22 protein-coding genes are annotated in these 26,579 nt (G+C 64.3%); 6 read left to right on the forward strand and 16 right to left on the reverse strand.

Annotation, left to right across the window (positions count from 1 at the left end; all coding sequences use genetic code 11):
- The first annotated feature begins 28 nt into the window (after window positions 1-28).
- Window positions 29-1,954 carry an acetate--CoA ligase gene (acs, locus tag V2I30_RS14785; RefSeq protein ID WP_330662951.1) on the forward strand — a complete coding sequence of 642 codons (1,926 nt, stop codon included), beginning with the start codon at window positions 29-31 and terminating at the stop codon, window positions 1,952-1,954.
- A 2-nt stretch (window positions 1,955-1,956) separates the two neighbouring features.
- Here acs and V2I30_RS14790 read toward each other — a convergent pair whose 3' ends face one another.
- Genes V2I30_RS14790 through V2I30_RS14800 form a run of 3 tightly spaced genes read right to left on the reverse strand, consistent with a single transcriptional unit; the run spans window position 1,957 to window position 6,175 of the window.
- Window positions 1,957-3,417: a TolC family protein gene (locus V2I30_RS14790; protein WP_330662952.1), complete on the reverse strand. Its 1,461-nt coding sequence runs from the start codon at window positions 3,415-3,417 to the stop codon at window positions 1,957-1,959.
- A 22-nt stretch (window positions 3,418-3,439) separates the two neighbouring features.
- A complete protein-coding gene (locus tag V2I30_RS14795; RefSeq protein WP_330662953.1) occupies window positions 3,440-4,474 on the reverse strand; it encodes an efflux RND transporter periplasmic adaptor subunit in 1,035 nt (344 codons plus the stop codon).
- 3 nt (window positions 4,475-4,477) lie between these two features.
- On the reverse strand, window positions 4,478-6,175 hold the full coding sequence (locus tag V2I30_RS14800; RefSeq protein ID WP_330662954.1) for an ABC transporter transmembrane domain-containing protein: 1,698 nt from the start codon (window positions 6,173-6,175) through the stop codon (window positions 4,478-4,480).
- Between the two features lie 238 nt (window positions 6,176-6,413).
- Here V2I30_RS14800 and V2I30_RS14805 point away from each other — a divergent pair, with 238 nt between their 5' ends.
- The 4 genes from V2I30_RS14805 (at window position 6,414) to V2I30_RS14820 (ending at window position 11,774) form a co-directional block, all read left to right on the forward strand.
- Complete coding sequence (locus tag V2I30_RS14805) at window positions 6,414-7,547, forward strand: FAD-dependent oxidoreductase (protein WP_330662955.1); 1,134 nt, start codon at window positions 6,414-6,416, stop codon at window positions 7,545-7,547.
- Window positions 7,548-7,583: 36 nt separating this feature from the next.
- Window positions 7,584-9,722, forward strand: a complete 2,139-nt coding sequence (locus V2I30_RS14810) for an FAD-dependent oxidoreductase (RefSeq protein ID WP_330662956.1) — start codon at window positions 7,584-7,586, stop codon at window positions 9,720-9,722.
- Between the two features lie 133 nt (window positions 9,723-9,855).
- Window positions 9,856-11,136, forward strand: coding sequence for a NupC/NupG family nucleoside CNT transporter (locus V2I30_RS14815; protein WP_330662957.1), 1,281 nt, complete (start codon window positions 9,856-9,858; stop codon window positions 11,134-11,136).
- Between the two features lie 35 nt (window positions 11,137-11,171).
- The gene (locus V2I30_RS14820; protein ID WP_330662958.1) at window positions 11,172-11,774 is read left to right on the forward strand and encodes a CDP-alcohol phosphatidyltransferase family protein; all 603 of its coding nucleotides are present in this window, start codon (window positions 11,172-11,174) and stop codon (window positions 11,772-11,774) included.
- Here V2I30_RS14820 and V2I30_RS14825 read toward each other — a convergent pair.
- Window positions 11,771-12,574 carry a DUF1499 domain-containing protein gene (locus tag V2I30_RS14825; RefSeq protein ID WP_330662959.1) on the reverse strand — a complete coding sequence of 268 codons (804 nt, stop codon included), beginning with the start codon at window positions 12,572-12,574 and terminating at the stop codon, window positions 11,771-11,773. The genes V2I30_RS14820 and V2I30_RS14825 overlap by 4 nt on opposite strands.
- A gap of 221 nt (window positions 12,575-12,795) precedes the next feature.
- Here V2I30_RS14825 and V2I30_RS14830 point away from each other — a divergent pair, with 221 nt between their 5' ends.
- A complete protein-coding gene (locus V2I30_RS14830) occupies window positions 12,796-13,266 on the forward strand; it encodes a c-type cytochrome (RefSeq protein WP_330662960.1) in 471 nt (156 codons plus the stop codon).
- 224 nt (window positions 13,267-13,490) lie between these two features.
- Here V2I30_RS14830 and hemA read toward each other — a convergent pair whose 3' ends face one another.
- From hemA to V2I30_RS14890, 12 genes are all read right to left on the reverse strand, one after another.
- The gene (gene hemA / locus V2I30_RS14835) at window positions 13,491-14,711 is read right to left on the reverse strand and encodes a 5-aminolevulinate synthase (RefSeq protein ID WP_330662975.1); all 1,221 of its coding nucleotides are present in this window, start codon (window positions 14,709-14,711) and stop codon (window positions 13,491-13,493) included.
- A gap of 38 nt (window positions 14,712-14,749) precedes the next feature.
- Entirely contained in the window at window positions 14,750-15,544 is a 795-nt protein-coding gene (gene puhE / locus V2I30_RS14840) for a putative photosynthetic complex assembly protein PuhE (RefSeq protein WP_330662961.1), read from the reverse strand.
- On the reverse strand, window positions 15,538-16,635 hold the full coding sequence (acsF, locus tag V2I30_RS14845) for a magnesium-protoporphyrin IX monomethyl ester (oxidative) cyclase (RefSeq protein WP_330662962.1): 1,098 nt from the start codon (window positions 16,633-16,635) through the stop codon (window positions 15,538-15,540). The genes puhE and acsF overlap by 7 nt, the downstream gene beginning before the upstream one ends.
- The gene (locus tag V2I30_RS14850) at window positions 16,632-16,967 is read right to left on the reverse strand and encodes a hypothetical protein (RefSeq protein WP_330662963.1); all 336 of its coding nucleotides are present in this window, start codon (window positions 16,965-16,967) and stop codon (window positions 16,632-16,634) included. The genes acsF and V2I30_RS14850 overlap by 4 nt, the downstream gene beginning before the upstream one ends.
- Window positions 16,964-17,449, reverse strand: coding sequence for a photosynthetic complex assembly protein PuhC (puhC, locus tag V2I30_RS14855; RefSeq protein WP_330662964.1), 486 nt, complete (start codon window positions 17,447-17,449; stop codon window positions 16,964-16,966). The genes V2I30_RS14850 and puhC overlap by 4 nt, the downstream gene beginning before the upstream one ends.
- Window positions 17,446-18,192, reverse strand: coding sequence for a photosynthetic complex putative assembly protein PuhB (gene puhB / locus V2I30_RS14860; protein WP_330662965.1), 747 nt, complete (start codon window positions 18,190-18,192; stop codon window positions 17,446-17,448). The genes puhC and puhB overlap by 4 nt, the downstream gene beginning before the upstream one ends.
- Window positions 18,183-19,004, reverse strand: coding sequence for a photosynthetic reaction center subunit H (puhA, locus tag V2I30_RS14865; protein WP_330662966.1), 822 nt, complete (start codon window positions 19,002-19,004; stop codon window positions 18,183-18,185). Before puhA ends, puhB begins: the two co-directional genes overlap by 10 nt.
- 75 nt (window positions 19,005-19,079) lie before the next feature.
- Complete coding sequence (locus V2I30_RS14870) at window positions 19,080-20,528, reverse strand: BCD family MFS transporter (protein WP_330662967.1); 1,449 nt, start codon at window positions 20,526-20,528, stop codon at window positions 19,080-19,082.
- On the reverse strand, window positions 20,525-21,277 hold the full coding sequence (gene bchM, locus V2I30_RS14875) for a magnesium protoporphyrin IX methyltransferase (RefSeq protein ID WP_330662968.1): 753 nt from the start codon (window positions 21,275-21,277) through the stop codon (window positions 20,525-20,527). Before bchM ends, V2I30_RS14870 begins: the two co-directional genes overlap by 4 nt.
- Complete coding sequence (gene bchL / locus V2I30_RS14880) at window positions 21,277-22,173, reverse strand: ferredoxin:protochlorophyllide reductase (ATP-dependent) iron-sulfur ATP-binding protein (protein WP_330662969.1); 897 nt, start codon at window positions 22,171-22,173, stop codon at window positions 21,277-21,279. The genes bchM and bchL overlap by 1 nt, the downstream gene beginning before the upstream one ends.
- Window positions 22,174-22,194: 21 nt before the next feature.
- Window positions 22,195-25,758: a magnesium chelatase subunit H gene (locus V2I30_RS14885; RefSeq protein ID WP_330662970.1), complete on the reverse strand. Its 3,564-nt coding sequence runs from the start codon at window positions 25,756-25,758 to the stop codon at window positions 22,195-22,197.
- Window positions 25,748-26,579: nitrogenase component 1 (locus V2I30_RS14890; protein WP_330662971.1), on the reverse strand; the 832-nt coding region annotated here is incomplete at its 5' end. The genes V2I30_RS14885 and V2I30_RS14890, both read right to left, overlap by 11 nt.

Genomic DNA, 26,579 nt, shown 5'->3' on the forward strand with positions numbered 1-26,579 from the left:
GCGGGCGATGGAAAGGGAGAGTTTCGCCATGACCGGATTTGTCGAGCGGCCCGTGACCGCGCACGAGACCCACTGCACCCCCGAGCAATACGCCGAACTTTACCGTCGTTCGGTGGAGGCGCCGGATCGGTTTTGGCTGGAGCAGGCGGAGCGTCTGGACTGGTTTACGGCGCCTGCGAAGGGCGGCGAGTGGTCGTATGATCCGGTGGACATCAAGTGGTTCGCCGATGGGACGCTCAATCTGTGCCACAATGCGGTCGATCGCCATCTGGAGCGTTTGGGCGACGAGACCGCGATCATCTTCGAGCCTGACGATCCGGAGGGAGAAGGGCGCAGCCTGACCTATCGCGAGCTGCACGGCGAGGTCGTGGCGATGGCGAACGCGCTGAAGGCGATGGGCGTTACCAAGAGCGAGCGCGTTACGATCTACATGCCGATGGTGGTCGAGGGGGTCACCGCCATGCTCGCCTGCGCGCGGATCGGCGCGGTGCATTCGGTGGTGTTCGGCGGGTTCAGCCCCGAAGCGCTCGCCGGGCGGATCGAGGATTGCGCCAGCCGCTTCGTGGTCACCGCCGACGAAGGACTGCGCGGCGCAAAGCGCGTGCCGCTGAAAGCCAATGTCGATGCTGCGCTTGGTCATGACGGGGTCGATGTCGCGGGCGTGCTGGTGGTCCGTCACACCGGCGCCGACATCGCGATGAGGCAGGGCCGCGACCACTGGCTGGACGATGTCGCGAGCGATGACGAGTGCCCGTGCGAAGACATGGCGGCCGAAGACCCGCTGTTCATCCTCTACACCTCGGGCTCGACCGGCAAACCCAAGGGCGTCGTTCACACAACCGGCGGCTACGGCGTGTGGACCGCGACCACCTTTCACTACGTCTTCGATTATAAACCGGGCGAGGTCTACTGGTGCACCGCCGATATCGGCTGGGTCACGGGGCACAGCTACATCGTCTACGGCCCGCTCATCAACGGGGCGACCAGCCTCGTCTTCGAAGGCGTCCCGAACTATCCCGACCATGGCCGCCTGTGGGACGTGGTCGACAAGCACAAGGTCAATATCCTCTACACCGCGCCGACCGCGATCCGCGCGCTGATGCGCGAGGGCGACGATCACGTCACCAGCCGGGATCGTTCCTCGCTGCGGCTGCTGGGATCGGTCGGCGAGCCGATCAACCCGGAAGCCTGGCGCTGGTATTTCGAGGTGGTGAGCGACAGAAGCTGTCCGATCGTCGACACCTGGTGGCAGACCGAGACGGGCGGGGTCATGATCACCACGCTGCCGGGCGCACACGACATGAAGCCGGGCAGCGCGGGGCTGCCCTTCTTCGGCATCCAGCTGCAGCTGGTCGACAATGAGGGCGAGGTGCTGGAAGGCGCAACTTCCGGCAACCTCGTCATCACCCATAGCTGGCCGGGTCAGGCGCGCAGCGTCTACGGCGATCACGAGCGCTTCGTGCAGACCTATTTCTCGACCTACAAGAACGCTTATTTCACCGGCGATGGCTGCAAGCGCGATGAGGACGGCTATTACTGGATCACCGGCCGGGTCGACGACGTCATCAACGTCTCGGGCCATCGCATGGGCACCGCCGAGGTCGAAAGCGCGCTGGTCAGCCACGACACGGTCGCCGAAGCCGCCGTGGTCGGCTATCCGCACGACGTGAAGGGCCAGGGCATCTATTGCTACGTCACCCTGGTCGCGGGCGAGGAGGGCGGCGAGCAACTGCTCCAGGAATTGCGCGCCCATGTCCGCCGCGAGATCGGCCCGATCGCCACGCCCGATCACATCCAGTTCACCGACGGCCTGCCCAAAACCCGCTCCGGCAAGATCATGCGACGCATCCTGCGAAAAGTCGCCGAAAACGACTACGCCTCGCTCGGCGATACCTCGACACTCGCCGATCCTTCGCTGGTTGATCAACTGATTGCCGGACGCGAAGGTCGCTAGGACTATTCGAGGCCCAGCGCCTCCAGATCCATCGTCGCCGCGTTGTAGCTGGCCTGCGCGAGCCTTCCGTTGAGATTGGCGCGGATTTCGCGGATTTGCGCGTCGGCCGCCGCTTCCTCGCGCACGTTGACGAGGAAGAAGTCGCCAGCACCCAGGCGAAAGCGGCGACGTTCGGCCTCGACCATGGTGACCGCCTGTTCCACCTCGCCCTCCGCCAGATCCGCGAGGCGTAGTGCGGCGGCGAGGCGTGTGAGGATATTGTCGATCTCCACCCCGATTTCGTCGGCGATCCGCTGCTCGCGCAATTCGAGCTCGCGCAATTCGGCCTCCGCTCGGCGCAATCGCCCACGCGCTTCGCGGCGCTGGAGCGGGACGGCGAAGGTGACGCCGACGACAGTGTCGGTCGAATCGAAGGTTGGTCCGCCATCGCCGATCGGCCCGAAATCGCGCGACAATTCGGCAAAGGCGTCGAGCCGCGGCTGGAGGTCGTTCTCGCGCAGCGCGATCGTATTGCGCGCGCGTTCGAGTGCGATGCGCAAAGTGGCGAGTTCGGGGCGTTGTTCGAGAAGGAAGTTGGTCTGCTGCGCGATGATCGCGGCCAGATCGGGTATGTTATCGAGCAGATCTTCGGGCAGTTGGTCACGGCTCGGCACGATCACTTCACCATCGCCGCCGCGCAGATAATAGCTCAGCGAGCGTGCGGCCATGGCGAAGTCGCGCTGCGCTTCGGTCAGTAAAATGCGGCGCCTAAGCACGTTCTGCTCGTTCTCGGTCAGCGCGATACGCGGCGCTGCGCCGAGGCGGACTTGGCGCTCAAGGCCCACCGCCCGCGCCTCGGCGATCTCGAGCAGTTCCTCGTAGACGCGGATCTCATACCCCGCCGCGACCCAGCGCCAATAGGCGCGCAAGGCCTCGTGCTGAACCTGCAGCTGCACCAGCAGGATGTCGAGCCGCGCCTGGCCCGTCGCCAGCCTCGCGTCCTCGACTTCGAAACGGCGATCGTCGATCCGCCGGTCGCGCAGTAGCGACAGCAGGCCGCCGATCTTGAGTTCGCCGAATTCGTTGGTGTTGTAGATGTTCTCGTAGATCGGGAAGCGCCCGTCCGAGAGGTGATAGCTCGAATAGAGTTCGGCCCCCATCGGCGCGAGCGGCTGACGCGCTTCCGCTTCGACGAAACCGCCCGAGAACGTGCCAGTGACCCGGTCATATGCTTCGCCTTGAAGCATCAAGTCGAAGGCGCCGTCGGCGGCAAGCTGATCGGCGCGCGCGGCCGCTTCGCGCTCGAAACTTGCAAGGATGCTGGGGAAGGTCAGGGCCGAACTGCGCAGCACTTCACCGGGAAGAAGCACACCCGTTTCAAGCGCCTCTTCGATCGGTTCGCCCACCGGCTCGATATTCTGTGCGCGCGCCGCTTCTCCGCTCGCAAGGGCAAGTGCGAGCGCCGGGCCCGCCAATATGCGCATTACGAACCCGGCTTGCATCGCCCTAGGCGCCTTGCCCCGCCGTGCTGGCCGAACTTGGAAGCTCCGGCGGGAAGTTGTTGAGCTGACGCCAGATCTCGTAGCCCACAGGCACCGTTTCGAGGAGGATCCACGCGCGCACCACGGTGCCGAACCGGGCATAGCGTTCCTCCGGCCAGCCCTGCTCGGCGCCGACATCTTCCGCGATCAGCACGCGAAAGCGGCCATCGGGCTGCGCGACCTGATCGACCGTGGCGACGACGCCTGGAAAGGTGCCGATCGCGACCGAAGGCCAGCCGCTGAACTGCACCGCCGGCCAGCCTTCGAACTCGATCCGCGCTTCCTCGCCCGCCTGGACCAGGGCGACGTCGCGCCCATCGATAAAGACCTCGACAACGCGGGTCTGAGCGGCCGGTACGAAGGTCGCAAGTACGTCGCCCGCGCTGACGAAGGTCGCCGCATCGCCGGCATTGATGGACTGGATAAAGCCGTCGCGCGGCGCGACCACGGTCTGTTCCGCCTGGCGCGCAAGGTTGGTCTCGGTCCGCGCGAGGCTGGCTTCGGCTTCGGCAACACGGGCGCGCATTTCGTCGACGCGGATCTGCGCCTGTTCAAATTCGCGACGCGCCGAGAGCCCTGCCTCGAACAGTTCGGACATCCGGCCTACGTCGATCTGCGCGGTGGCGAGAGCGCTGCGCGCCGCCTGCAGCTGCAACTCGACCTGACGCCGCTCGGCCTCCAGCCGTTCCAGCAGATTGGGGTCGATATCCGCAATGCGCGCAATCGGATCGCCCTGCTCGACCTGGCTGCCATCGGCGACATACCATTCCTCGATCCGGCCGGGCACCAGCGCGTTGATTTCCTGCTGGCGCTCGTTGGGATTGAGTGTCGTGACCGTGCCCTGGCCGCCGGTCGTCTGCACCCAGGGGACGTAGATCAGAAAAAGGATCGCGATAACGATCGCGACCATCAAGCCAACAAATACCGTGCGAAAGATGCGCGGAGTCCGGACGCTCTTGAGCGCGGTGAAATGGTCCATGTCGGACTGAGTCGTCGCCATGCTCTATTCCTCCGCCTCGAGCGGCGAACGCTCGGCAGTGCCGCGCTGTACGTCGGACGATTGTGAAATACGGTCCGGGCGGTGCGGTCGCAGATGATCCTCGTCGGTCGCGTGTCGGAAATCCTCGAAATCGTCGAAAGAGCGCTGACGCTCCGGCTCGATATAGAGAAACCGGTCGAAGCCAAGATCGGTGCGGCGACCGGAGAAATAGATCACGGTCGAATAAGCCTGTTCGCGCAGCTCGTTGACGGCGCTCGCGAGATGGTGCTCGTCGACAAGGTCGAAAAGCTGGCTCAGCACCAGAATACGCGGCTGTTCGAGCAGCGCATTGGCGAGTTTGAGCTGCTGCAATTCGACCGCAGACAAAGGCCAGCCGGTGTAGGCGACCGGAGTGTCGAGGCCCTTTTCCAGGCTCGAGATCGTATCGATCAGACCGACCGTTTCCAGCGCGCCCATCATTCGCTTGCTGGCGGTATTGGGACAGGAAAGGCTGAGATATTCGCGGATCGTCATACCGACGAAGGTCGATCGCTCCAGAACGTGGACATCCTTGCGCAGATTATAGGCTTCGATGTCCTGGAAATCGACCCCGCCCATCGTCACGAAACCCGATTTGGGGATCACGTGCATCTTCAACATGGATGTGAACAGCCGCTGCACGCCGTGATTGCTGGCCGACGCCATGATGATGGCACCGCTCGGGATTTCCAGATTGAACTGGGCGGATTTGTCGCGCGCCTGCCCGATCGCGTCCCAAAAGACGAGCGAGTGATCGGTTCCGCTGAGAGGTTTAGCACCCGTCGGCGTCTCCTGCTCCACTTCGTAGAACAGCGAGATCTCCTCGATCGCTGCGACGAGATCGTAGAAATAGGTGAGGTAGGTGCCGAACTGAGCCACGCCGAAGAACGCCACCGACAGGACAAGTTCGGCCGCAACGAGCTGCCCCAGGGTGAGCTGTTCCTGGATGACCAGCCAGCCGCCCAGACCGAGCAAGACTGCGCTCGCTCCGGCATATAGCAGCAGGAAGGCGAGCGTTTGCGCGAAATGCTGCCGAAAATGACTCTTGCGCTCGGTCAGCCAGTCCTGGGTGTAATCGTCGGTCCGCTTGAGCGCGTAGTCGACCCGCCGCTGCGACTTAAAGAAGCCGTTGGAGCCGCCGATCGTCTCGAGCCAGTCCGCGGTCTCATGCTTGGCATGGCTTAGATCGATGCCGGTGCGGATCGCGCGAGCGCCCCAAATCAGCCAGATGATCCAGATCAGCCCCGACATTACCAGCGTAAAGACGAGAAAGAGCGGGTGGTAAAGCGAGACCAGGACGAAACCGACGGCGACCTGAAGCACCACCGAAAAAAAGCTTATGAACAGGATCGGCACGGACGTCTGTACGATGATGACATCGAAATAGCGGTTGAACAGCGCCGAAGATTTACGATCGGCGAAAAACGGATCTTGCGCATAAACCGAAAGAAGCGAGATCTCTGCCACCATTCTTGCATAGAAGCGACGGGCGAACAGCTCCATGAGATGCACCCTCAAGGCATAGAGCAACCCATACAGGATCAGGAGCCCGAACAATGTCAGCGAAAGCACGACCAGCGGCGCTGTCATCGCCGTATTGGCGACGGTATTGACCAGCATTTGCACCGACAGAGGTGTCGCGAGCGATAGCAGGCTCAGACCGATCCCGTAAGCGGCCGCCAACCAATAGAAACTAGCTTCGGGCTTTAGGATCGAAAAGAAAACCCGGAAGAATTTTCGTAGGGATATCTGGGACCCTTTGCCCGGCTCGCCAGCGGCCATGATTTTCCTTCCGCCCGATCGGGGATGCAGTGCCGTCATCCCTACCGGGCGCACCGAACGAGTGTGTCCGTTCTCCTGTTCCAATTACCCATTGCAGCTGCACATTTCAACACTATCGACATCGGCCAAGCGATAGCTGATGGGTCGGCGCACGATGCCGCGAAAGTCAAAGCATATCGTTCTGATCGGCGGTGGCCACGCCCATGTCGCGGTACTGGCCGACTGGATCCGGCACGGACTGCCCGCGCAACGCGCGACCCTGCTGACCCCAAACCGGAACTTGCGTTATTCCGGAATGGTGCCGGGCTGGATCGCGGGACAATACGATCGCGATGCGGGCCTCATCGATGTGGGAGGTTTGGCCGAGCGGGCGGGGGCGCAGTTCGTGCTTGGCCGCTGCACCGGGCTCGAACCCGATGCATTTCGCCTGCGCACCGGGGGAGGGCAGGCACTCGAATTCGATATCGCTTCGATCAATACGGGGGGCATCGGACGCGCGCGCGGCGTGCTGGGCGATGACCGGAGGCTCGTCGATATTCGCCCGATCGAAGCCTTTGCCCGGCAGCTGGCGGCGCTTGGCCCGCAAAAACGGATCGCGGTAATCGGTGGCGGGGCCGGGGGGACCGAGCTCGCCTTCGCGCTGCGCAACTGGCAGGACGCTGACCCACGTCCCGAGATCGTGTTCGTCACCGGCAGCGATGGTTTGCTGCCCGAAATGTCGAGCGCGGTCAGACGCCGAGCGAGACGGAAGCTGACAGCGCAGGGGATCGAGACAATCGCCGAGGATGCGCGGCTGGAAGAGGGTCGGCTGATGGCCGGGGCATGCGACCTCGAACCGGTCGACCTGATCGTCGCCGCCCTCGGCAGCGCGGCGCCCGACTGGCCCGGCGAAAGCAGTCTGGCGACCGACGGAGAGGGTTTCATCTTGGTCGACCGGTTCCAACGATCGCCCTCCCATCCGCATATCTTCGCCGCCGGCGATGTCGCCGCGCGAAGCGATCGCGAAGTGCCGCATTCCGGCGTTCATGCCGTTTTCGCTGGCCCCGTGCTCGCCCGAAATTTGCGAGCGGCGGCGGCGGGAGAAAATCCGCATTCGGTCTATCGCCCGCGCTGGAACAACCTCTATCTGCTATCGACCGGCGACGGCGGCGCGATCGCGAGCTATGGCCCGTTCGCGGCGCAGGGCCGATGGGTTGCGCGGCTCAAACATGCAATCGACAGTCGCTTCATATCCAAATACGCCCGGCTCGCCGGGACATCGGTAACTTCCTGAGGTCCGCCGCCGTATAGAATGGAAAAGGGGGCCCTCTTGAAGAAAATTCTTATCATCGCCGCGCTGGCCGCACTCGTCACCGCCTATTTCGTCTTCGACCTCGGCGACTATTTGACGCTCGAGGGGATCAAGCGCGTCTCGGACGAAGCCCGCACCTACTATGAGGAACGGCCCGCGCTGGTGCTGGGCGCCTTTTTCGCGATCTATGTCGCGGTGACCGCGGCCTCGCTCCCCGGTGCGGCGATCCTGACCCTGGCCGCAGGGGCCTTATTCGGCCTCGTCACGGGGACGATTCTCGTCTCCTTCGCCTCGACCATCGGCGCAACGCTTGCTTTTCTGGCCTCGCGCTATCTCCTGCGAGAGCCGATCGAAAAACGTTTCGGCGAGCGGTTGAAGTCGATCAACAAGGGGCTCGAGCGCGACGGCGCGTTCTATCTCTTCACCTTGCGGATGATCCCGATCATTCCGTTCTTCGTCATCAATCTCGTAATGGGGCTGACGCGGATCCGCACCTGGACCTTTGCCTGGGTCAGCCAGATCGGGATGCTTCTGGGCACCATCGTCTACGTCAACGCGGGCACCCAACTGGCGCAGATCGACAGCACGGCAGGGCTGCTTTCGCCGGCGCTGATCGGCAGCTTCGTGCTGCTGGCCCTCGTCCCCTGGATCGCCAAGTTCATCGTCGGCATCATCCGCCGCCGCCGCGTCTACGCAGGCTATGACAAGCCCAAGAGCTTCGATCGCAACCTGATCGTGATCGGCGCCGGCTCGGCGGGTCTGGTTTCGGCCTATATCGCCGCGCAGGTGAAAGCGGGCGTCACGCTTATCGAGGCGAATAAAATGGGCGGCGACTGCCTCAATACCGGCTGCGTTCCGTCCAAGGCGCTCATCAAGAGCGCCAAGGTCGCGAGCACCATGCGGCATGCCGATCGCTACGGACTAACCCCGGTCGAGCCCGAAATACCGTTCGACAGGGTGATGCAGCGCGTGCTCGGCGCGATCGAAACCATCGAACCTCATGACAGCGTCGAGCGCTACGAAGGGCTCGGCGTCCACGTGATCGAGGGGTATGCCAAGCTGATCGACCCATGGACGGTCGAAGTCGCGCTGAACGAAGGCGGCACGAATCGCCTGACCGCGCGCGGCATCGTCATCGCCAGCGGCGCCGAACCCCTTGTGCCCGATATCGAAGGGTTGCAGGGATCGGGCTATCTCACAAGCGACACGATGTGGGACGCATTCGCCGGGATGGAGAAAGCGCCGCGCCGTGTCGTCGTGCTGGGCGGCGGGCCGATCGGCTGCGAAATTTCGCAGGCTCTGTCGCGGCTTGGCTCGCACGTGACGCAGCTCGAACGCTCGGCAGGTGTACTTGGGCGCGAGGACGAGGAGGTGTCCGATCTAGCCGCCCAAACCCTGCGCGATGCGGGCGTCGACCTCAAGACCGGGCACGAAGCGGTGCGCGTCGAGAACGGCGAAGTCGTCGCGACGAGCGAGGCCGGGGAGGTTCGCTTCGCCTTCGATACGCTGATTGTCGCCCTGGGTCGCAAGGCGCGGCTGGAGGGCTATGGCTTGGACAGCCTCGGCATCGACACCGCCAAAACCATCACCCACGACGAAACGCTCGCGACCAAATACCCCAACATCTTCGTGGCAGGCGACGTCGCCGGCCCCTTCCAGTTCACCCACACCGCCAGCCACCAGGCCTGGTACGCGACCGTCAACGCGCTGTTCGGCCAGTTCCGTACGTTCAAGGCCGACTACCGCGTCATCCCGGCGGTCACCTTCCTCGACCCGGAATTCGCCCGCGTCGGCATGAACGAACAGGAAGCCGCGGATGCGGGGACGGAATACGAAGTCACCCGCTACGATATCGAGGAGAGCGACCGCGCGATTGCCGAGAGCGAGACCCGCGGCTTCGTCAAGGTGCTGACGGTGCCGGGCAAGGACACAATCCTGGGGGCAACCATCGTCGGCGCCAATGCCGGCGAGCTGATCGCCGAATATACACTTGCGATGAAGCAGAAGATCGGGCTCGAGAAAATCCTGGGAACGGTTCACGCCTACCCGACGCTCGCTGAGGCCAACAAGTTCGCTGCGGGTAACTGGAAACGCGCGAACAAGCCGGAAAAACTGCTCGGCATCGCGGAGCGCTATTTCGCTTGGCGGCGGGGGTGAGATAATTGCCCAAATACTCTTCTCTGCAATACCCGTTCGTCCTGAGGAACGAGGACGCAGTCCGAGTGCCTCGAAGGACCCGCTCGAGCGAAGCCGAGAGCTTCTCGCGAGAGCTCTTTGACTGGAACCGAACTTGGAACTTTTCGACCAGTTTCGCGGGATAATCGGTATCGCCATCCTGCTCGGCTTCGCCTGGACGTTCAGCGAGGACCGGGGGAGCAGGCCCTCGCTGGTCTGGATCAGTGGCGCGCTCCTCTTGCAGGGCGTACTCGCGCTGCTGATCGTGCGCGTGCCGTTCGTCTGGAACGTGGTGACGCTCGCCAATGACGCGGTTGCCGCGATCGAGCGCGCGACGCTGGCGGGATCGTCCTACATGTTCGGCTATCTTGGCGGGGCGGAGCTGCCCTTCGAGCTGCGCGAAGGCGCCGACGCGCCGCTCATCATTGCGTTCCAGATCCTGCCGCTGGTCATCGTCTTTTCCGCGCTCGCGGCGCTGCTCTGGCATTGGGGCGTGCTGCGCTGGCTGGTGAACGGCCTGTCCTTCCTCCTGCGCAAATCGCTCGGGGTGAGCGGGGTGGTGGGCCTGTCGGGCGGGGCGAACATGTTTCTCGGTGTCGTCGAAAGCCCGCTGGTCGTGCGCGCCTATTTCGCTCGGGTCAGCCGGGCCGAACTGTTCCAGATCATGGTGCTCGCGATGGCGACGATCTCGGGCGCGATCCTCATCCTTTATGCAACTACCCTGCGAGAGACCGTGCCGGATGCGGTCGGCCACATGATCTCCGCCTCGCTCATATCGCTCCCCGCCGCATTGCTGGTCGCAAGGCTGATGGTGCCGGGCAATAGCGACGACCCGGCGACCGATGCGGATGAGGGCGAAGAGGACGAGCCGGGCCTTACCTATGCGAGCAGCATCGATGCCATCGTCAAGGGCACGATGGACGGCATGCAGCTGTTTCTCGCGGTCATCGCGATCATCATCGTCATTTTCGCGCTGGTTTCGCTGACCGACCAAGTGCTCGCGATCCTGCCGCTGATAGAAGGCGAACCTGTCACATTGAAGCGCATCTTCGGCTGGCTCTTCGCGCCGTTCATGTGGGCGATCGGCGTGCCCTGGGCCGAAGCGCAGGTGGCGGGCGGGCTGATGGGCACAAAAGCGATCCTCAACGAATATGTCGCCTATCTAGAGCTTGCTGCCCTGCCCGAGGGCACCTTCGAGGAGCGCAGTCTGCTTATCGTCACCTATGCCTTGTGCGGTGTGGCCAATCTTGCGAGCGTCGGCCTGCTCGTCTCGACGATCGGCACCCTATGTCCGGAGCGGCGGGCAGAGGCGGCGGGGCTGGGCATGAAAAGCTGGATCGCAGGCAATATAACGAGCGCGCTGACCGGCGCCTGGATCGGACTGGTCACGTTCTAGCGCTACAAATGCCGCGGCGCCCTGGAAGGAACATAATGCTGGACGCGAAACTCCGACCGCTCATCGATCCGTCGCTGAACGCGCTCGGCCGCACGGTCGCGGGGGCGGGGGTAACGGCGAATATGCTGACCTTTGCGGGGCTTGTCGCCGGGCTTGGCGGCGCCGTGGCGATCGCGCTCGGCAACGTGGGGGCGGGCCTCGCGCTGATCCTTGTCAACCGCCTTTTCGACGGGCTCGATGGCGCAGTCGCGCGGGTGCGGGGGCCGACACCGTTGGGAGGCTATTTCGATATCGTCGCCGATTTCGCTTTCTATGTCAGCGTGCCGGTCGGCTTCGGCCTGCTTGCGCCCGCCAATCTCCTGCCCGCGCTCGTGCTGGTGGCGAGCTTCGTTTTCACAGGCGTGAGCTTCCTTGCCTTCGCGGTTATCGCGGCCGAACGCGGCGTCGAAACCGAGGCACACGGGCAGAAAAGTTTTTTCTATTCGACCGGGCTGGCCGAAGGTGCCGAAACCATCGCAGTGTTCGTCGCAATGTGCCTGTTCCCAGGCTGGTTCGCGGTCATCGCTTGCACCTACGCGGCGCTTTGCGTGCTCACCGTCTTTCAGCGCAGCGCGCTGGCCATCGCGACCTTCCGCTAGCGTTGGCCGATCTGCTGCGCGGTGCGTTCGCGCAGTTCGGCGATGCGCGCGGCATTGACGCCGAGATCGCTGCGACCCACCCGGCTGACTGAGCGGAAATCGATCTGTTGCGGGCCGACACGCGCTACGACATCGTCCTCGAAGCCGAACCAGAAGGTCTCCGCCACGCCCTCGACCAGGCCGCTTTGCGCATCGGAACGGATGTCGGTCAGGCCCATATTGCCCATCGCCGCCGCCACCGCCGCAACCCCGTCCGCCTGGCTCGCCCCGCCCAGCGGCAGCGGCGACAGCTCGGCGTAAATGTCGTTGATGATCTGCGCATGGCTCTTGATGGCGAGTTCGGGCGGACTGCCTTCGTACATCTCGAGTTCGCCCAGCGGCGTCTGGTAGTCGTGAAGCGGATTGGCCTCCGCCTCTGCCCGCGCGATCATCGTGCGGCGCGAAAATTGCGGCGGGTCGGCGGTGTCGGTGGCGACATCGTGGATCGGATTGTCGCCGGCGGTGCTGCGCGCGGTCAGGAAGCCTGCGAAGATAACCCCGGGCACCACCAGACCGGCGACGGCGATCGCGATCGCTGCGCGGCGCCGCGGTTTTCTCAAGAAAGAGATGAGCAAAGAGATGAGCGCGATGGCAGCGACGATACCGAGCAGGATCGGCCCGGCCGTGAAGATCATGCTGACAAGGCCTGTGACCCAGCTCCACACACCAAACTTGGTGCCGAGCGCGGCCATGGCGAAATAGAGCGGCAGGAAGATGAGAAGCGCGAGAACGAGCTTCGAATGCCAGGGAAGGTTTCTCATGGCCGAGCCTTTTAGCGGGACGGGCCGCGTTGGCAATCCGCGTGGCGATGTCCACTGGGAACCAGGACCCGCCCCAAGCCGTTATGGCTTCGAAGGCGGACTGGTTGCCAATTGCTATTGGCGGGTTCGGCTTCTAGACAGGAAGCGGGATCCCAGTCGAACGGCTCGCTGGAGCGCAGGTTTGCGAGAGCCGTCTGGATCGGAAGAGGAAATTTTTGAACATGCGTAAGATTCTTATGAGCGCGGCAGCCGTGCCGGCCCTGTTGGCACTCGCCGCTTGCGAAGGCGCCCCTGCGGACAATGCCGAAGAAGACGAAGTCGCTGAAGTCGAGGCCGAAGAAGTCGAAGAAGAACCGATGACCGATGTCGCCTTCGCCGATCTCACCGGCGATGCAAGCGCGGGCGAGACCGTCTTCGCGCAGTGCCGCACCTGCCATCTCGTCGAAGAGGGCATGAACGGCGTCGGCCCCTCGCTTCACGGCGTTGTCGGCCGAGAGGCGGGCGCGATCGATGGCTTCAACTATTCCGATGCCAATGCGAATAGCGACATCACCTGGACGCCCGAAGTGCTGTTCGAATATCTCGAAGCGCCGCGCGAATATCTGCCCGGCACGCGCATGGCTTTCCCGGGCCTCAAGGACCCGCAAGACCGTGTGGATGTGATCGCCTATCTTGATCAGACCGACGAATAAGACAGCGAAGGCGCGCCGGTCCATTCCGGCGCCGCACCGGTCGAGAAGGAGCGAGCCTTCTTCCGCATAAAGATGAAGAGGGGCGGCGTGCCATTGTCACGCCGCCCCATTTTCTTGGCCGTTGCAGGAATGTTCGGTCAAATGTCGGTCAGGGGCGTATCGTGAACTTTACCGATCTTTAGGCAAGGACAACCTTCGATCCGTTCTGTCTCAAGCCCGACCCCTCACGCTGCCATCTGTCCGCGGGCAAGTTCGCATCGCGACCAGATCTCGCTCAGCGCTTCGGTCAACCGGGTGATGTCGCCTTCGTCATGCACCGGCGAGGGGGTCAGCCGCAGCCGCTCGGTTCCGACCGGGACGGTGGGGTAATTGATCGGCTGCACATAGATGCCGTGATTGTCCATCAGCCAGTCGCTGATCATTTTGCACTTCTTCGCGTCGCCCACCATTACCGGGATGATGTGGCTGGGATTGGGCAGGTGCGGGATGCCCATAATGTCGAGCGCCCGGCGCACTTGGGCCACCCGCTCACGCTGAAGCTCGCGCTCGGCGTTGCTTTCCTTCAGATGCCGGATGCTCGCGGCCGCGCCCGCGGCGACAGCCGGAGGCAGGGCGGTCGAAAAGATGAAGCCACTCGCAAAGGTGCGTACGAAATCGACGAGGTCGCGGCTCGCCGCGATATAGCCGCCCATGACGCCGAACGCCTTGCCGAGCGTTCCTTCGATGACGGTGATCCGATCCATCAGCCCTTCGCGCTCGGCAACGCCGCCGCCGCGCGGGCCGTAGAGGCCGACTGCGTGAACCTCGTCGATATAGCTCATCGCACCATGTTTCTCGCACACATCGAGGATCTCGCGAATCGGGGCGATGTCGCCGTCCATCGAATAGACGCTTTCGAACGCCACGAGTTTGGGAACTTCCGGGCCGAACTCGCTCAGGTGCCGGTCGAGGTCCTCGACGTCATTGTGCTTCCAAATCTTGTAGGGTGCGCGGCTATGCCGAATGCCCTCGATCATGGAAGCGTGGTTGAGCGAGTCCGAGAAGACAACGCAGCCCGGGATCTTGGCTGCAAGCGTTCCCAGACCCGCCCAATTCGAAACATATCCGCTGGTGAAGAGCAGCGCGCTTTCCTTGCCGTGCAGGTCGGCCAACTCGGCTTCCAGCTCGACGTGATGGTGGTTCGTGCCCGAGATGTTGCGCGTGCCCCCGGCGCCTGCACCGCATTCGTCGAGACAGGCATGCATCGCCGCGATCACCTTGGGATGCTGGCCCATACCGAGATAATCGTTGGAACACCATACGGTGACCGCCTGCGTTCCATCCTCGATGAAACGGGTCGCGTGGGGAAAGCGACCGCAATGCCGCTTGATATCGGTAAAGACGCGGTAGCGTCCCTCCTCGCGCACATCGGCCAGTTGCTTGGCGAAAAAGCCTTCGAAATCCATGAGTCCCCCCTCGATATCCCGATTGTCGTTCGTCTGTGTCACGGCGCAGTCCTCTGCCGTCTGAAGGCCCAGCCCCACAGCATCCCATCGCGAAAAGGGAGGGCCAGGAAAATATGTTCGAGCGCGCCCAGAGCGGCGAGAGCGGCCAGCAGGCTTGCGCCCACCATCTGCGCGCTGCCGGGCGCGGCAGCCATCGCAAAGCTCGCAAACCACGCGGCGCCGGCAAAGATGCAGAGGATCGATACCCCCAGCAGCACCGTCAACCGATTGCGTCCGAAATAGCTGCGCAGATAGGACAGGTGCGACGGCAGCATCTCGGTGGTCGAATTGGGCACGCCGACGAACAGGTTGATTTTGGAAGAGAGCCTCAGCGCGAATAGCAGCGCGAAGACCGTCGCGCCGATCTGATTCGCCGCGTTCCAGGAGAGCGAGATCAGCATCAATGCGGTCAGCGCGAGCGCGATTTCGTGGTGCATGACGGTGCCGCTGGCCCGCGTGAAGCGCGCAAAGCCGGTGAGGCCGGGCGGGCAGGGGGTGCGGCGCGGTCCGGCGACGGCGCCGGTCAGGAAGGCGATCTCATGCCAAGCCCACGTTAGCAACGCCCCGACAAAGGCAAGATAGACCCCGCCGACCGAAACCATCGAGGCCGAAACCAGGATCGCGCCCAGCCCGCCGACGCCGAGGACGCCGCCGATCGCGACGCTGCGCAGCTTGGCCCTCGCCGCGCCGCCACGCTCGTCGTCCGAGACGGAAAGCGCGATCAGCCCGGTCGCGGCGAACCAGATGGCGACCGTCACCACGATTGGCACGATATGGCCGCTCCAGTCTACCATGTGGGCTGCAGCCGAATAATGTCGGGCAGGGGGTTTGTCCTGGCGCGCTGGAAGTACATCCGCGCGAAATTGTAGCCCGCGCCCGCCATGCCGGAAATGCGTTTCGCAAGGCCGCCGATGCCCCCTTGCGCCTTGCCGTCCTCGATCCGGTCAGCGGCTTGGCGCAGCGCTTCCATCCGCGCGCGGAACTTCGGGTCGTCGATGTCGAGCTCGACCGGATAGACCTGCCGGGCGATCTCATTGCAGATCCGGAAAACCTCGTAATCGTACTGAGTCGGATCGACGCCGAGCGCCTTATGAAAGACGGGCCTGGCGTGATCGCGCACATACATCGTCGCGTAGACCGAGAGCAGGAAGAAGCGGATCCACAGCTTGTTGCGGCCCTTCAGCAGCGCCGGATCCGCGCGCATCAGCATCGCGAAGGCTTCGCCGTGGCGGAACTCGTCGTTGCACCATTCCTCGAACCAGTCGAAAATCGGGTGGAACTTGTTTTGCGGGTTGCGCTGGAGATGGCGGAAGATCGTGATGTAGCGCGCATATCCGATCTTTTCCGAGAGATAGACCGCGTACCAGATGAATTTCGGCTGGAAATAGGTGTATTTCTTGGTCTTCGTCAGAAAGCCGAGATCGACGCCGATGCCGGCATCCTTGAGGCTTTCATTGATGAAGCCCGCGTGACGGCTCTCATCGCGCGCGAGCAGCTTGAACAGCTGTTTGACGTCCGGGTTCTTCGTGCGCCGCGCGATCTCGGCGTAAAGCACACAGCCGGAAAATTCGCTCGTCATCGAACTCACCAGGAAGTCGGTGAATTCCGCGCGCAGCTTGGGCTCCAGCCCCTCGATGATGCCGGCGAAATCGTCTTTGTGGCGGAAATGGGTCTTGTTGGGATCGCCCACCATGTCGGCGATCAGCCGATCCCATTCGGCGCGCACAGGTTCGACGTCGATCGCGTCGAGAGCGTCGAAATCCGTGGTGTAGAAACGCGGGGTGAGGACGGTGTCCTGCGTCGCGAGGGCCATCGCCTCGTCGCTCGTCATCATTGCGCCGGACGCGGACGCGGGCGCTGCCTTGATCTGGGTCTGCGCGTTCATTTGATCCTCCCGGCGTTGAAGCTGACTTCGTAGAGTTCGGCGAAATCGAAATAGGCGGCGGCCTTAATCAGCGCGCGCTTTAGCGGCCCGGCGCGTGTCACGGTGGCGCGGCGTTCGAAGACCTCGCGGCTGCCGAAGGGAATGGCGATCGGGCGGCCGTGAACGCGGACCTTGTCGCCCGCTTCCATGGTGATTTCCTCGGGCAGTTCGACATGAGCGTGGAAATGCTCGGCGCTCTGTTCCACCGTGATCGTGCAGGTCGTGTCGAATTGCCGCGCGGACGTTTCGTCCGCATGTGCGACAGCCGATCCCTGGGCTATCGTGTCGTTCATCGTAATCCATCCTCTGAAAGGAAATTGGCGAAAGTCTGGCGATTGCCAGCGCCGAAGGAGGCGAGCTCGACGCTGCTGCCGGTGGTGCTGTCGAGCAGGGTGAGCGCGCCGTTGTCCCATTCTATCAGTTCGAAGGGCACCGCGCGGCCGAACCCGTTGATGCGCCGTTGATAGACGAGGCTGCGTACCGTCGTTCGAACGAAGCCGCCCGTGCCCGCAGGGAACCGAGCGATGACTTGATCGGTGAAGGCATCCTCGACACGCACCGTGCCGTCCGCTTCGTCGAAGAAGTGGAGCGAGCGGGTCGCAGTCGCCATCGTGCCCGCCGCTTCGCGCGCTTCGTTGGGAATCGCTTGGCGTTCGAAAAAGCCGAAGGTTACCGCCGTGGTCAGCGCCAATACGCTGGCGACCAGCGCACCCATCATGATGAGCGGCACGCGGTGGACGACGATTTCGTCCTCTTCGTATTCGCGCACGATCATGCCGGAGCTCCTTCGAGATCGGCTCCGCGCAGGCCTTGGCTTTTCGCGGCAGCGGAAGGCCCCTTATCCATGCGCCCGGCAGCGGGTTTGGCGGCGGCGGATTGAGCGGCAGGCGTCGCTGAGCCTTGCGCCCGCGTCCCGCGTTCGATCACGGCGTGGCGCGCGCATTGTTCGGCAAGCAATTCGGCGACCCTGGCAGCATCCGGGACCACGCGCAGCATCGGTTCGGGCCGGGCGAAGCGCCAAGGGCGCACATGTGGCCAGAGCAGCGCATAGCCGAGGAGCCGCTCGTCCCCGCCGAGTGTCATCGCGATATCGCCATGCCCTCGGCGTCCGCGCAGGCGCAGATCGGCCGAAAGCAACAGCTTCAGCGGCAGCGTGACCCGTGTTTCGATCGCCATCCCGATGCGCAAGATCAATCGCGTATCGGTCAGGATATAAAGCGTCGTGCGCCGGCTGATCCAGGCGAGCAGCGTGAGGATCGCCACGGCCGCAACGCCGAGCACCGCGCACACGATCGCCGTGGTCGTATTGCCGAGCGCGAGCGAGATGCCGACGAGTGCCGCGAAATAGAGCGCCACCTTGTGGGTGTGAAACGCGTGCCGCGCGAGCAACGCCAAGTCGGGGCGGCCCTTCCACAGAACCTGCTCCCCCTCGACCGGCGTGCCCATCGGATCGCCCAGCGCCAGCGGCGCAGGCTCTGCCATGCTCTCGGCGATGTCGGGGGCGGTGGTTACAGCCATGGCTGCGACCTTTCAGGCGTCGCGTACATATAGCCGCCGCCGAAATAGCCCATGATCCGATCTTCCTCGCGCCGCGTGATCTGGCCCGGCGTGGCGATGGTCGGAACCGCATCGAACTGGTCGGCCCGGAGGGCGGTCACGTCGATCAGGGCCTGCTTGTCGTCGCGCAGCGGTGTGAACCCGCCGAGGAAACCCGTCCCCTGGACCGCGGCGAATGGCATGGGCACGAGCACCTGCTTGCCCGAACCGGTCGTCACTTCGAGATAGCGGATGATGTGCTCGGACTGGTCGACCCAGACGTCGCTTACCGTGCCGGCGAGTTGCTTGTCGGCACCGTAGACCGGCAGGCCGACCGGGTTGTCGTCATGGTCTGCGATCTTGATGTCGTGGCTATCGGCGAGCGGGACGATGCGCAGCGCGCCATCGAACGTGAGATCGGGATAATCCTCGCGCGGGGTCCAGGCCGCCGGACCCATTCCGTCGGCCAGGGGATCGCCGGTCGGCACCCACGGCGCGCCGCCTCCGCCGAAGCTTTGCTTGGCAGGGATGTTCTCAACCTTGGAGAGCTCGTCGCGCGGCACGTCTTCGGGGATGTAGATGCCGCGATCATGCGGCAGGTCGAAGACCTTCTTGTCCCAGTCGAAAAAGCTTTCGACCGGCTCGATGCGGCCGGTCTGTTCGTGTTCGAGCGGATAGCCCTCGCGCCGGCTTTCGCGGTTCAGGTAGAGCACGAGCCCGACGAAGAAGATGAAGAACAAGATGAATGCGAGCTGCGCGACATCCAGCGTTCCGATGATGTAGACGTTACCCATGGTGCTTTCCTTTGCGTGGGCGAAGATCCGGGCGAAAGACCTCCGTGGCGAACCGCGCTATCCCCGCGCGCGGCATCATGTCGGGAACTCGCGCAGGCCGAATGGCTGGTCCGCGCTATCCCGCGATTGAGTGGACGAAGTGCGATCGCGGCCGACAAGCGGTCCGATCGCGGCTAGACCTGCGATGAGCAGCAGGATCTCGAAGACATAGACGCTGGTATAGCCGGTCGCGCGGCTCGCCCCGATGATGAGCGGCGCGGTGCCGGCGGCATCGCTGGTCGCGGCCCAGGCGATGATGTCGCGCATGGCGCCGCCGATCGCGATGCCGGCGCCCGCGCAGGTCGCCTGGACAGCGCCCCAGGCGCCGAGCGCCAGGCCGGCGGTCTCGCTCTTCGCAAGCGCCATCGCCTCGATCAGCGTGCCGACGGAAAATAGGCCAAGGCCAAGCCCGATCAGCAGCGCGCCAGCATAAAGCATCAGCGGTGAGCCGAAGGGCGCCGCAAAGATGACGAGGAAAAAGGCGTTGATCCCGGCAACGAGGCCGAGCCCCGCGATCCGCAAGGGGTCGCCGCTGCGCGACAGCGCCCGGCCCGAATACATGAAGCCGGCAAGTGCGCCGAGCGCCCAGGCGCCGGTCAAGCCGGTGGTCGCGCCGACCGAAAGGCCCAGCACTTCGCCGCCGAAGGGTTCGAGCAGCGCGTCCTGCATCGCGAAGCCCGCCGCGCCGATGCCGATCCCGGTCAGCAGCCGCGCATTGCGCCCGTCGCGCACGAAGGAACGCCACAAGGCGCCGAATGACGGCGCGTCGGGATCGGGCCGTGTGCGTTCGGGCGCGCGCGCTTCCTGTTTCCACAGGGCGACGATGTTCAGAGCCATGGTCAGCACCGCGGCGCCCTGGATCACCTGGACGAGGCGGGTGGGCGAGAAGTCGATCAGCAGCCCGCCGATGACGAAGGCGGAAAGCATCATGCCGACGAGCAGCATGACATAAAGGAGCGCGACGGCGCGCGGACGCTTGTCCGGCGGCGCGAGATCGGTGGCGAGCGCCAGCCCCGCGGTCTGGGTGACGTGAAACCCGGTGCCGGTCAGAAGGAAGGCGGCGGTCGCGGCGATGAGGCCCATGTCGAACGTGCGCGCCTCGTCCAGCAGCAGCAGCGCAAACGGCATGATCGCCAGCCCGCCGAACTGCATCATCGTCCCGAACCAGATATAGGGCACACGGCGCCAGCCGAGCGCGGAGACGTGCCGATCCGAACGATGGCCGATCAGCGCGCGGAACGGCGCCACCACCAGCGGCACCGCGATCAGCAGCGCGATCAGCCAGGTCGGCGTGCCAAGCTCGACCACCATCACCCGGTTGAGCGTGCCCGAAAGCAGCACCATCGCCATCCCGACGCTGACTTGGAACAGGGCAAGCCGCAGCAGGCGCGACAGCGGCAGTTCGGTGCTCGCCGCATCGGCAAAGGGTAGCGCCTGCGCGATCAGGCGCGCCAGGGGATAGGAGGGGCGGCTGCGTTCGCTCATTCGCGGCGCACCATTTCCAGCGCCTGGCTGGTGTAGAACCCCGAAGAGACGCGCTGGGTGCGTCCGATTTTCCACCCGGCGATCCGGCCCAGTCGCGCCCGCAGCTCGGTTTCGCAAATGGGCACGATGGCGGGCGAGCGATCGCTCTTGGGGAAGACCTTGCCGACCGAATGTATCGCGCCGAGCAGGCGGGTGTGGGGGGCGAAGGTGAACAGGATCGAGCGCGAGGTGCGCGCGCACAGCTCTTCGACCGCGTCGACCAGATCCTCTGGCGCATAATGAATGAGCGAATCCATGGCCACCACGTGGGCGAAGCGCCCGTGATCCTCGTCGAGCATGTCGCCCGCGTGCCAACGAACCTTGCCATGGCCGATGAAGCCCGGCGCCCGCTCGCGTGCCACTTCGACCAGGCCGCCCGCGACATCGACCGCGGTGACGTCGGCGCCCTTGCAGGCCACCGCGACCGCCAACGCGCCCGTCCCGCAACCGGCATCGAGCACGCGCGTGCGACGCAAGTCCTGCGGCAGCCAGCCGACCAGCAATTCGCGCATGGCCTCGCGTCCGGCGCGCACGGTCGCGCGAATGCCGCTGACCTTGGCATCGGAGGTGAGGTCGATCCATGCCTGCTTGGCGGTGCTGTCGAAATAGATCGCCAGCGCCTGGCGGCGAGCGTCGTAGGTCGTATCACCAGCCTTTTTATCGACGGGTTGTGGATCGACGGATGTGGGATCGATTGCGCGCGTGGCCATTATTCGAACCCCAGGAAATCGAAGATGTCGCGGTCTTTCATCGGCGCGGCGGTGGAGGGATCGACGCCGGCCCACAGCATTGCGGCAAGGCGCAGATATTCATCCTGCGCCTGTTGCACCTCGGGGCTGTCCTCCATTTCGAAGAGAGTGCACTTCTTTAAGCGCGAGCGGCGGATCGCGTCGACATCGCGGAAATGCGCAAGGCGCTCCATGCCGATCTTTTCGCAGAAGCGGTCGATCTCGTCGGTCTCGCGGCTGCGATTGGCGACAACGCCGGCGAGCCGCACATCGTAATTCTTGGACTTCGCAGCGATCGCTGCGACGATGCGGTTCATCGCGAAAATACTGTCGAAATCGTTCGCCGCCACGACTAGCGCGCGTTCGGCATGCTGCAGCGGCGCGGCGAACCCGCCGCACACCACGTCGCCGAGCACATCGAAGATGACGACATCGGTGTCCTCGAGCAGGTGATGCTGTTTTAGGAGCTTGACGGTCTGCCCCACAACATAGCCGCCGCAGCCCGTTCCCGCCGGCGGTCCTCCCGCTTCGACGCACATCACGCCGTTATAGCCTTCGAACATGTAATCGTCGGGGCGCAGTTCCTCGGAATGGAACTCGACCGTTTCGAGCACGTCGATCACGGTCGGCATCAGCTTTTTGGTCAGCGTGAAGGTGCTGTCGTGCTTGGGATCGCAGCCGATCTGGAGCACGCGGTGGCCGAGCTTCGAAAAGGCGGCGGACAGGTTCGACGAGGTGGTCGACTTGCCGATCCCGCCCTTGCCGTAGACGGCGAAGACCTTCGCGCCCTTGATCTGGTCGCCCGGGTCGAGCTGGACCTGGACCGAGCCTTCGCCGTCCGAGGGAGCCTTGCGATCGATGGTCGTATGTAGATTCATGGCTTTAGTCGATCCCCGTTGTCATTCTGCGACGAAGACGCCTTCGAGGCGGTCTTCGAGTTCGTCGTTGGCTTCGCGCAGCGCGTAGAGGGTGGCCGCGTCGGGCTCCCACAAATGGCGCTCGCATGCTTCGAGCAAGCGCCCGGCGACGCGCGCGCTCGCCTTCGGATTGAGCTGTGCGAGCCGAGCCCGCATCTCTTCGTCGAGCACGAAGGTCTCGGATATTTTCTGATACACCCAGGGCGCGACCTCGCCCGTCGTCGCCGACCAGCCGAGCGTGTTGGTCACGTGCATCTCGATATGGCGTACGCCTTCGTAACCGTGATCGAGCATCCCCTCGAACCATTTTGGGTTGAGCGTGCGGGTGCGGGTTTCGAGATCGATCTGTTCGGCGAGCGTGCGCACTTTGGCGTTCCCGCGCGTCGCATCGAGAATATAGACCGGCGCCTCGGACCCCTTGGCCCGCGCGATCGAACGGCTGACGCCGCCAAGCCCGTCGACATATTGATCGAGATCGGTGACGCCGACTTCGATGCTCTCAAGGTTCTGATAGGTGAAATCGACCTGCCCGAGCGCCGCGGTAAACAATTCGCGGTGCTGCACAGGTTCGCCGCTGACGCCATAGGCATAGCCCTTATGCGTCTCGAAGGCGTTGGCGAGATCGTCGGGATCGGCCCAGGCGCCGCCCTCGATCATCTGGTTGACCTGCGCGCCATAGGCGCCTTCCTGGTTGGAGAAGACGCGCAGGGCCGCGGTTTCGAGATCGATGCCATGCTTCTCGGCATGGGAAAGCGCATGTTTGCGTACGAAATTGGTCGCCGGATCCTCGTCGGCCTGCGCTGCGAGCAGAGCGGCTTCGGCCAGCATCCGGGTCTGCAGCGGGAGCAGGTCGCGGAAGATGCCCGAGAGCGTCATCACCACGTCGATCCGCGGGCGGCCCAGTTCGGCGAGCGGGATCAGCTCCGCCCCGCACAGCCGCCCGTAGGAATCGCGCCGCGGCTTTGCGCCAATCAGCGTCATCGCCTGCGCGATCTGGACGCCTTCGGACTTCATGTTGTCGGTGCCCCACAGCACCATCGCGATGCTTTGCGGGAAGTCCGCCCCGCGTTCGACATGGCGCGCCAGCAGCCGCTCGGCCTGCACCGCGCCCTGCTTGCAGGCATAGGCGCTCGGCACCAGGAACGGGTCGAAACCGTGAGTGTTGCGGCCCGTCGGAAGAACCTTCGGATTGGCGACGACATCGCCGCCAGGCGCCGGCTGGACATAGCCGCCGTCGAGCGCGTGGATGAGCGATCCGAGCTCATCCGAGGCATCGAGTAACGCAGCAAGCTCCTCGCGCTCCTGCGCTCCCTCGCTCGCCTCTTCCATCGCATCGAGCATTGCCTCGCGGCGCTCGCCTTCCGGGTTCGCGCCAAGCACGTGCAACCCATGCGGGATCAGCGCCTGTTCTAGTTCGTAGAGCTGCGACGCCAGCGCCGACATGTCCGTGCACTCGATGTCGAGCGCGTCGCATTGATTGGTGATGATTTCGGCCAGCTCGGCGCGCTCGTCCGCGCTGTCGCTTGCCCGCCAGCGCTCGACGCTCGCCTTCAATTCGGAGAGCCCCTTGTAAAGCCCGGCTTGCGCGAGCGGCGGGGTGAGATAGCTCACCAGTGTAGCCGCGCTGCGGCGCTTGGCGAGCATGCCTTCGGACGGATTGTTGGCGGCGTAGAGGTAATAATGCGGGAGATCGCCGATCAGCCGCTCGGGCCAGCAATCGCCGGTCATCCCGCACTGCTTGCCCGGCATGAATTCGAGCGCGCCATGCGTGCCGAAATGCAGCACCGCATGGGCCGAGAGGTCTTCGCGGATATAGCGGTAGAAGGCGCTGAAGGCATGGGTCGGGGCGAAATGACCCTCGAACATCAGCCGCATCGGATCGCCTTCGTAGCCGAAAGCGGGCTGAATGCCGACGAAGACATTGCCGAAATGCGCGCCGAGCACATGGATGTGGCCGCCATCGGCCTGCTGCTTGCCGGGGGCGGGGCCCCATTGCGCCTCGATCTCGGCGAGATGCGGTTCGCGCCGGACATGCTCGTCGGCGGGGATACGATGCGCGACATTGGCATCGGCGCCGAACCTTTCCGCATTGCCGGTGAGCAGTTTGTCGCGAAGCGCCTCGACATTCGCCGGCACCTCGACATCGTAACCCTCGTCGCGCAGCCGCAGCAGCGTGCGATGCAACGATTCGTAGACGGACAGGAACGCAGCCGAACCGGTCGCGCCTGCGCCCGGCGGGAAGTTGAACAGGACGATGGCGAGTTTGCGCTTGGCCCGCTCCGAGCGGCGCAGAGCGATCAGCCGCCCCGTGCGCGCCGCGAGCGCTTCGCAGCGTTCGGCATCGCCCGCCATCACTCGCACCGGGCTGCCCGCTTCGCTGGCGCGTCCGCCGAACACCGATGGCGCGATCGCGCCGTCCAGTTCGGGCAGCGCGACCATCATCGTCGCCTCGAGTGGCAGCAATCCCTGTCCGCGCGCGCGCCATTCGGCAAGCGACTGGAACTCGATCGCATGCGCCGCGAGATAGGGCACGTCCATGTCCCCCAGGACCTCGCGCGCCGCCTCGGCATCGTTATAGGCCGGCCCCCCCACCAGGCTGAATCCGGTGAGATTGACTATCGCATCGACGCTCGGCTTGCCGTCTTCCATGAAGAAGGCGTCGATTGCGGGCCGGGCGTCGAGGCCGCTCGCAAAAACGGGCACGACCTTCATGCCCGCCGCCTCGAATGCGGCGATGGCCGCGTCGTAATGGCCGGTGTCCTGCCCAAGAAGATAGGAGCGCAGGAGGATCAGGCCGACCGTGCCGTGCGGGCCATCCCGCCGCGGTAGGAGCCGCAGGCTCTCCGAAATCCGCTGGCGCGTGCCGGGGTGGTAGACCCCGGTTTCGGGATATTCGAGCGGCTCGTCGGCCGCAGTCTCGCCGCGCCGCGCTTCGCGTTCGCCCGCGGCGTAGCGATCGATCAACGCGCGGACCATCGCGGTGACATTCGCTTCCGAGCCCGCAAGCCAATATTGCAGCGTCAGGAAATAGGCGCGCACATCCTGCGCGGTGCCGGGGATAAATTTGAGGATCTTCGGCAGGCGGCGCAGCATCTTCATTTGCCCCGCGCCCGAGCTCGCGCCCGCCTTCTTCGATCCGCGCAGCTTCTTCAGAAGCGCCAGCGGACCCTTGGCCGGCGCGTCCATGCGGTAGCCGCCCATGCGCGTCAGCTTCACGACCTCGCCCGCCGACATCATGCAAACCATCGCATCGCAGGCTTCGCGGCGCTCTTCGAGCGTGGGCAGGATCGCGCGGACGTGATCGTCGAGGAACAGCATGGTCGCGATGACGATGTCGGCTTCTTCGATCGCGATCTTCGCGTCTTCGAGCGCGGACCCCTCGCGGTCCCAGTCGGCAGCGGCGTGGAGCGTCAGCTCGATCCCGTCATCCGCGAGCATCGCACCGGCACGGTCGACCGCGCCTTTCAGATGATTGTCGAGCGTGATGATGGCGACGCGTACGGGCGCGTCACCGGAGGCAAGGGGTTGGCTCGCGCTACCGTGCATAATGCGCCTTCGCATCGTAGAGCGTATCGAGATCGATCTGCGCGCGCCCTTCCTCGGCGGCGAAGGCCTCGGTGTTGCGCCGCGCCTTGCCGCGCACAAAGAAAGGGATCTTCTTGAGTTCGCGCTCCGCCTCGGCGGTCCAGATGCTCTCAGGATTTGTCGGCGTCGCCGGGATAACCGGCTCTTCGGGCACGTCAGCATCGAGCCGCGGCGCTTGGGGCGAATGCGCCGCGTGGTGCGATGCGCCCGCTTCGTCGGAGAACTCGAAATCCTCGCGGAACATGGTGAGGAGGTGCTCCTCGAGGCCCATGACCAGCGGGTGCACCCAGGTGTCGAAGATAACGTTCGCGCCTTCGAAGCCCATTTGCGGCGAGTGGCGCGCGGGGAAGTCCTGCACATGGACGGGCGCCGAGATCACCGCGCAGGGAAGACCCAGCCGCTTGGCGATGTGCCGTTCCATCTGCGTGCCGAGCACCATTTCAGGGGCGGCTTCGGCGATGGCGCGTTCGACCTCTAGGTGATCGTCGGTGATGAGCGGTTCGACACCGTAGAGCTTCGCCGCCTCGCGCACATCGCGGGCGAATTCGCGGTTGTAGCAGCCAAGCCCGCACACCTCGAAACCGAGCTCGTCCTGCGCGATGCGCGCGGCGGCCACTGCGTGGGTCGCGTCGCCAAAGATGAAGACGCGCTTGCCGGTGAGGTACGTCGAATCGACGCTGCGGCTCCACCACGGGAGCCGGGAAGAGGTGTCGCCGAGGGCAGGCGTGGGATCTGCACCTGCCAACTCGGCGACTTCAGCAATAAACGCCTTTGTAGCGCTC

Origin of the sequence: Erythrobacter sp. (genome assembly GCF_036351135.1) — a bacterium.
Classification (GTDB): domain Bacteria; phylum Pseudomonadota; class Alphaproteobacteria; order Sphingomonadales; family Sphingomonadaceae; genus Erythrobacter.

Bases quoted from the DNA above. Each gene is read 5' to 3' on its own strand.
- puhC (WP_330662964.1), bottom strand. From the start codon at position 17,449: ATGATCGTGCGCGAATACGAAGAGGACGAAATCGTCGTCCACCGCGTG.
- V2I30_RS14790 (WP_330662952.1), bottom strand. From the start codon at position 3,417: ATGCGCATATTGGCGGGCCCGGCGCTCGCACTTGCCCTTGCGAGCGGA.
- V2I30_RS14870 (WP_330662967.1), bottom strand. From the start codon at position 20,528: ATGAGCGAACGCAGCCGCCCCTCCTATCCCCTGGCGCGCCTGATCGCG.
- puhB (WP_330662965.1), bottom strand. From the start codon at position 18,192: ATGGCTGTAACCACCGCCCCCGACATCGCCGAGAGCATGGCAGAGCCT.
- acsF (WP_330662962.1), bottom strand. From the start codon at position 16,635: ATGAACGCGCAGACCCAGATCAAGGCAGCGCCCGCGTCCGCGTCCGGC.
- V2I30_RS14825 (WP_330662959.1), bottom strand. From the start codon at position 12,574: ATGAGAAACCTTCCCTGGCATTCGAAGCTCGTTCTCGCGCTTCTCATC.
- bchM (WP_330662968.1), bottom strand. From the start codon at position 21,277: ATGGCCACGCGCGCAATCGATCCCACATCCGTCGATCCACAACCCGTC.
- V2I30_RS14885 (WP_330662970.1), bottom strand. From the start codon at position 25,758: ATGCACGGTAGCGCGAGCCAACCCCTTGCCTCCGGTGACGCGCCCGTA.
- bchL (WP_330662969.1), bottom strand. From the start codon at position 22,173: ATGAATCTACATACGACCATCGATCGCAAGGCTCCCTCGGACGGCGAA.
- puhA (WP_330662966.1), bottom strand. From the start codon at position 19,004: ATGGGTAACGTCTACATCATCGGAACGCTGGATGTCGCGCAGCTCGCA.
- V2I30_RS14830 (WP_330662960.1), top strand. From the start codon at position 12,796: ATGCGTAAGATTCTTATGAGCGCGGCAGCCGTGCCGGCCCTGTTGGCA.
- V2I30_RS14805 (WP_330662955.1), top strand. From the start codon at position 6,414: ATGGGTCGGCGCACGATGCCGCGAAAGTCAAAGCATATCGTTCTGATC.
- V2I30_RS14820 (WP_330662958.1), top strand. From the start codon at position 11,172: ATGCTGGACGCGAAACTCCGACCGCTCATCGATCCGTCGCTGAACGCG.
- V2I30_RS14795 (WP_330662953.1), bottom strand. From the start codon at position 4,474: ATGGCGACGACTCAGTCCGACATGGACCATTTCACCGCGCTCAAGAGC.
- acs (WP_330662951.1), top strand. From the start codon at position 29: ATGACCGGATTTGTCGAGCGGCCCGTGACCGCGCACGAGACCCACTGC.
- V2I30_RS14850 (WP_330662963.1), bottom strand. From the start codon at position 16,967: ATGAACGACACGATAGCCCAGGGATCGGCTGTCGCACATGCGGACGAA.
- hemA (WP_330662975.1), bottom strand. From the start codon at position 14,711: ATGGATTTCGAAGGCTTTTTCGCCAAGCAACTGGCCGATGTGCGCGAG.
- puhE (WP_330662961.1), bottom strand. From the start codon at position 15,544: ATGGTAGACTGGAGCGGCCATATCGTGCCAATCGTGGTGACGGTCGCC.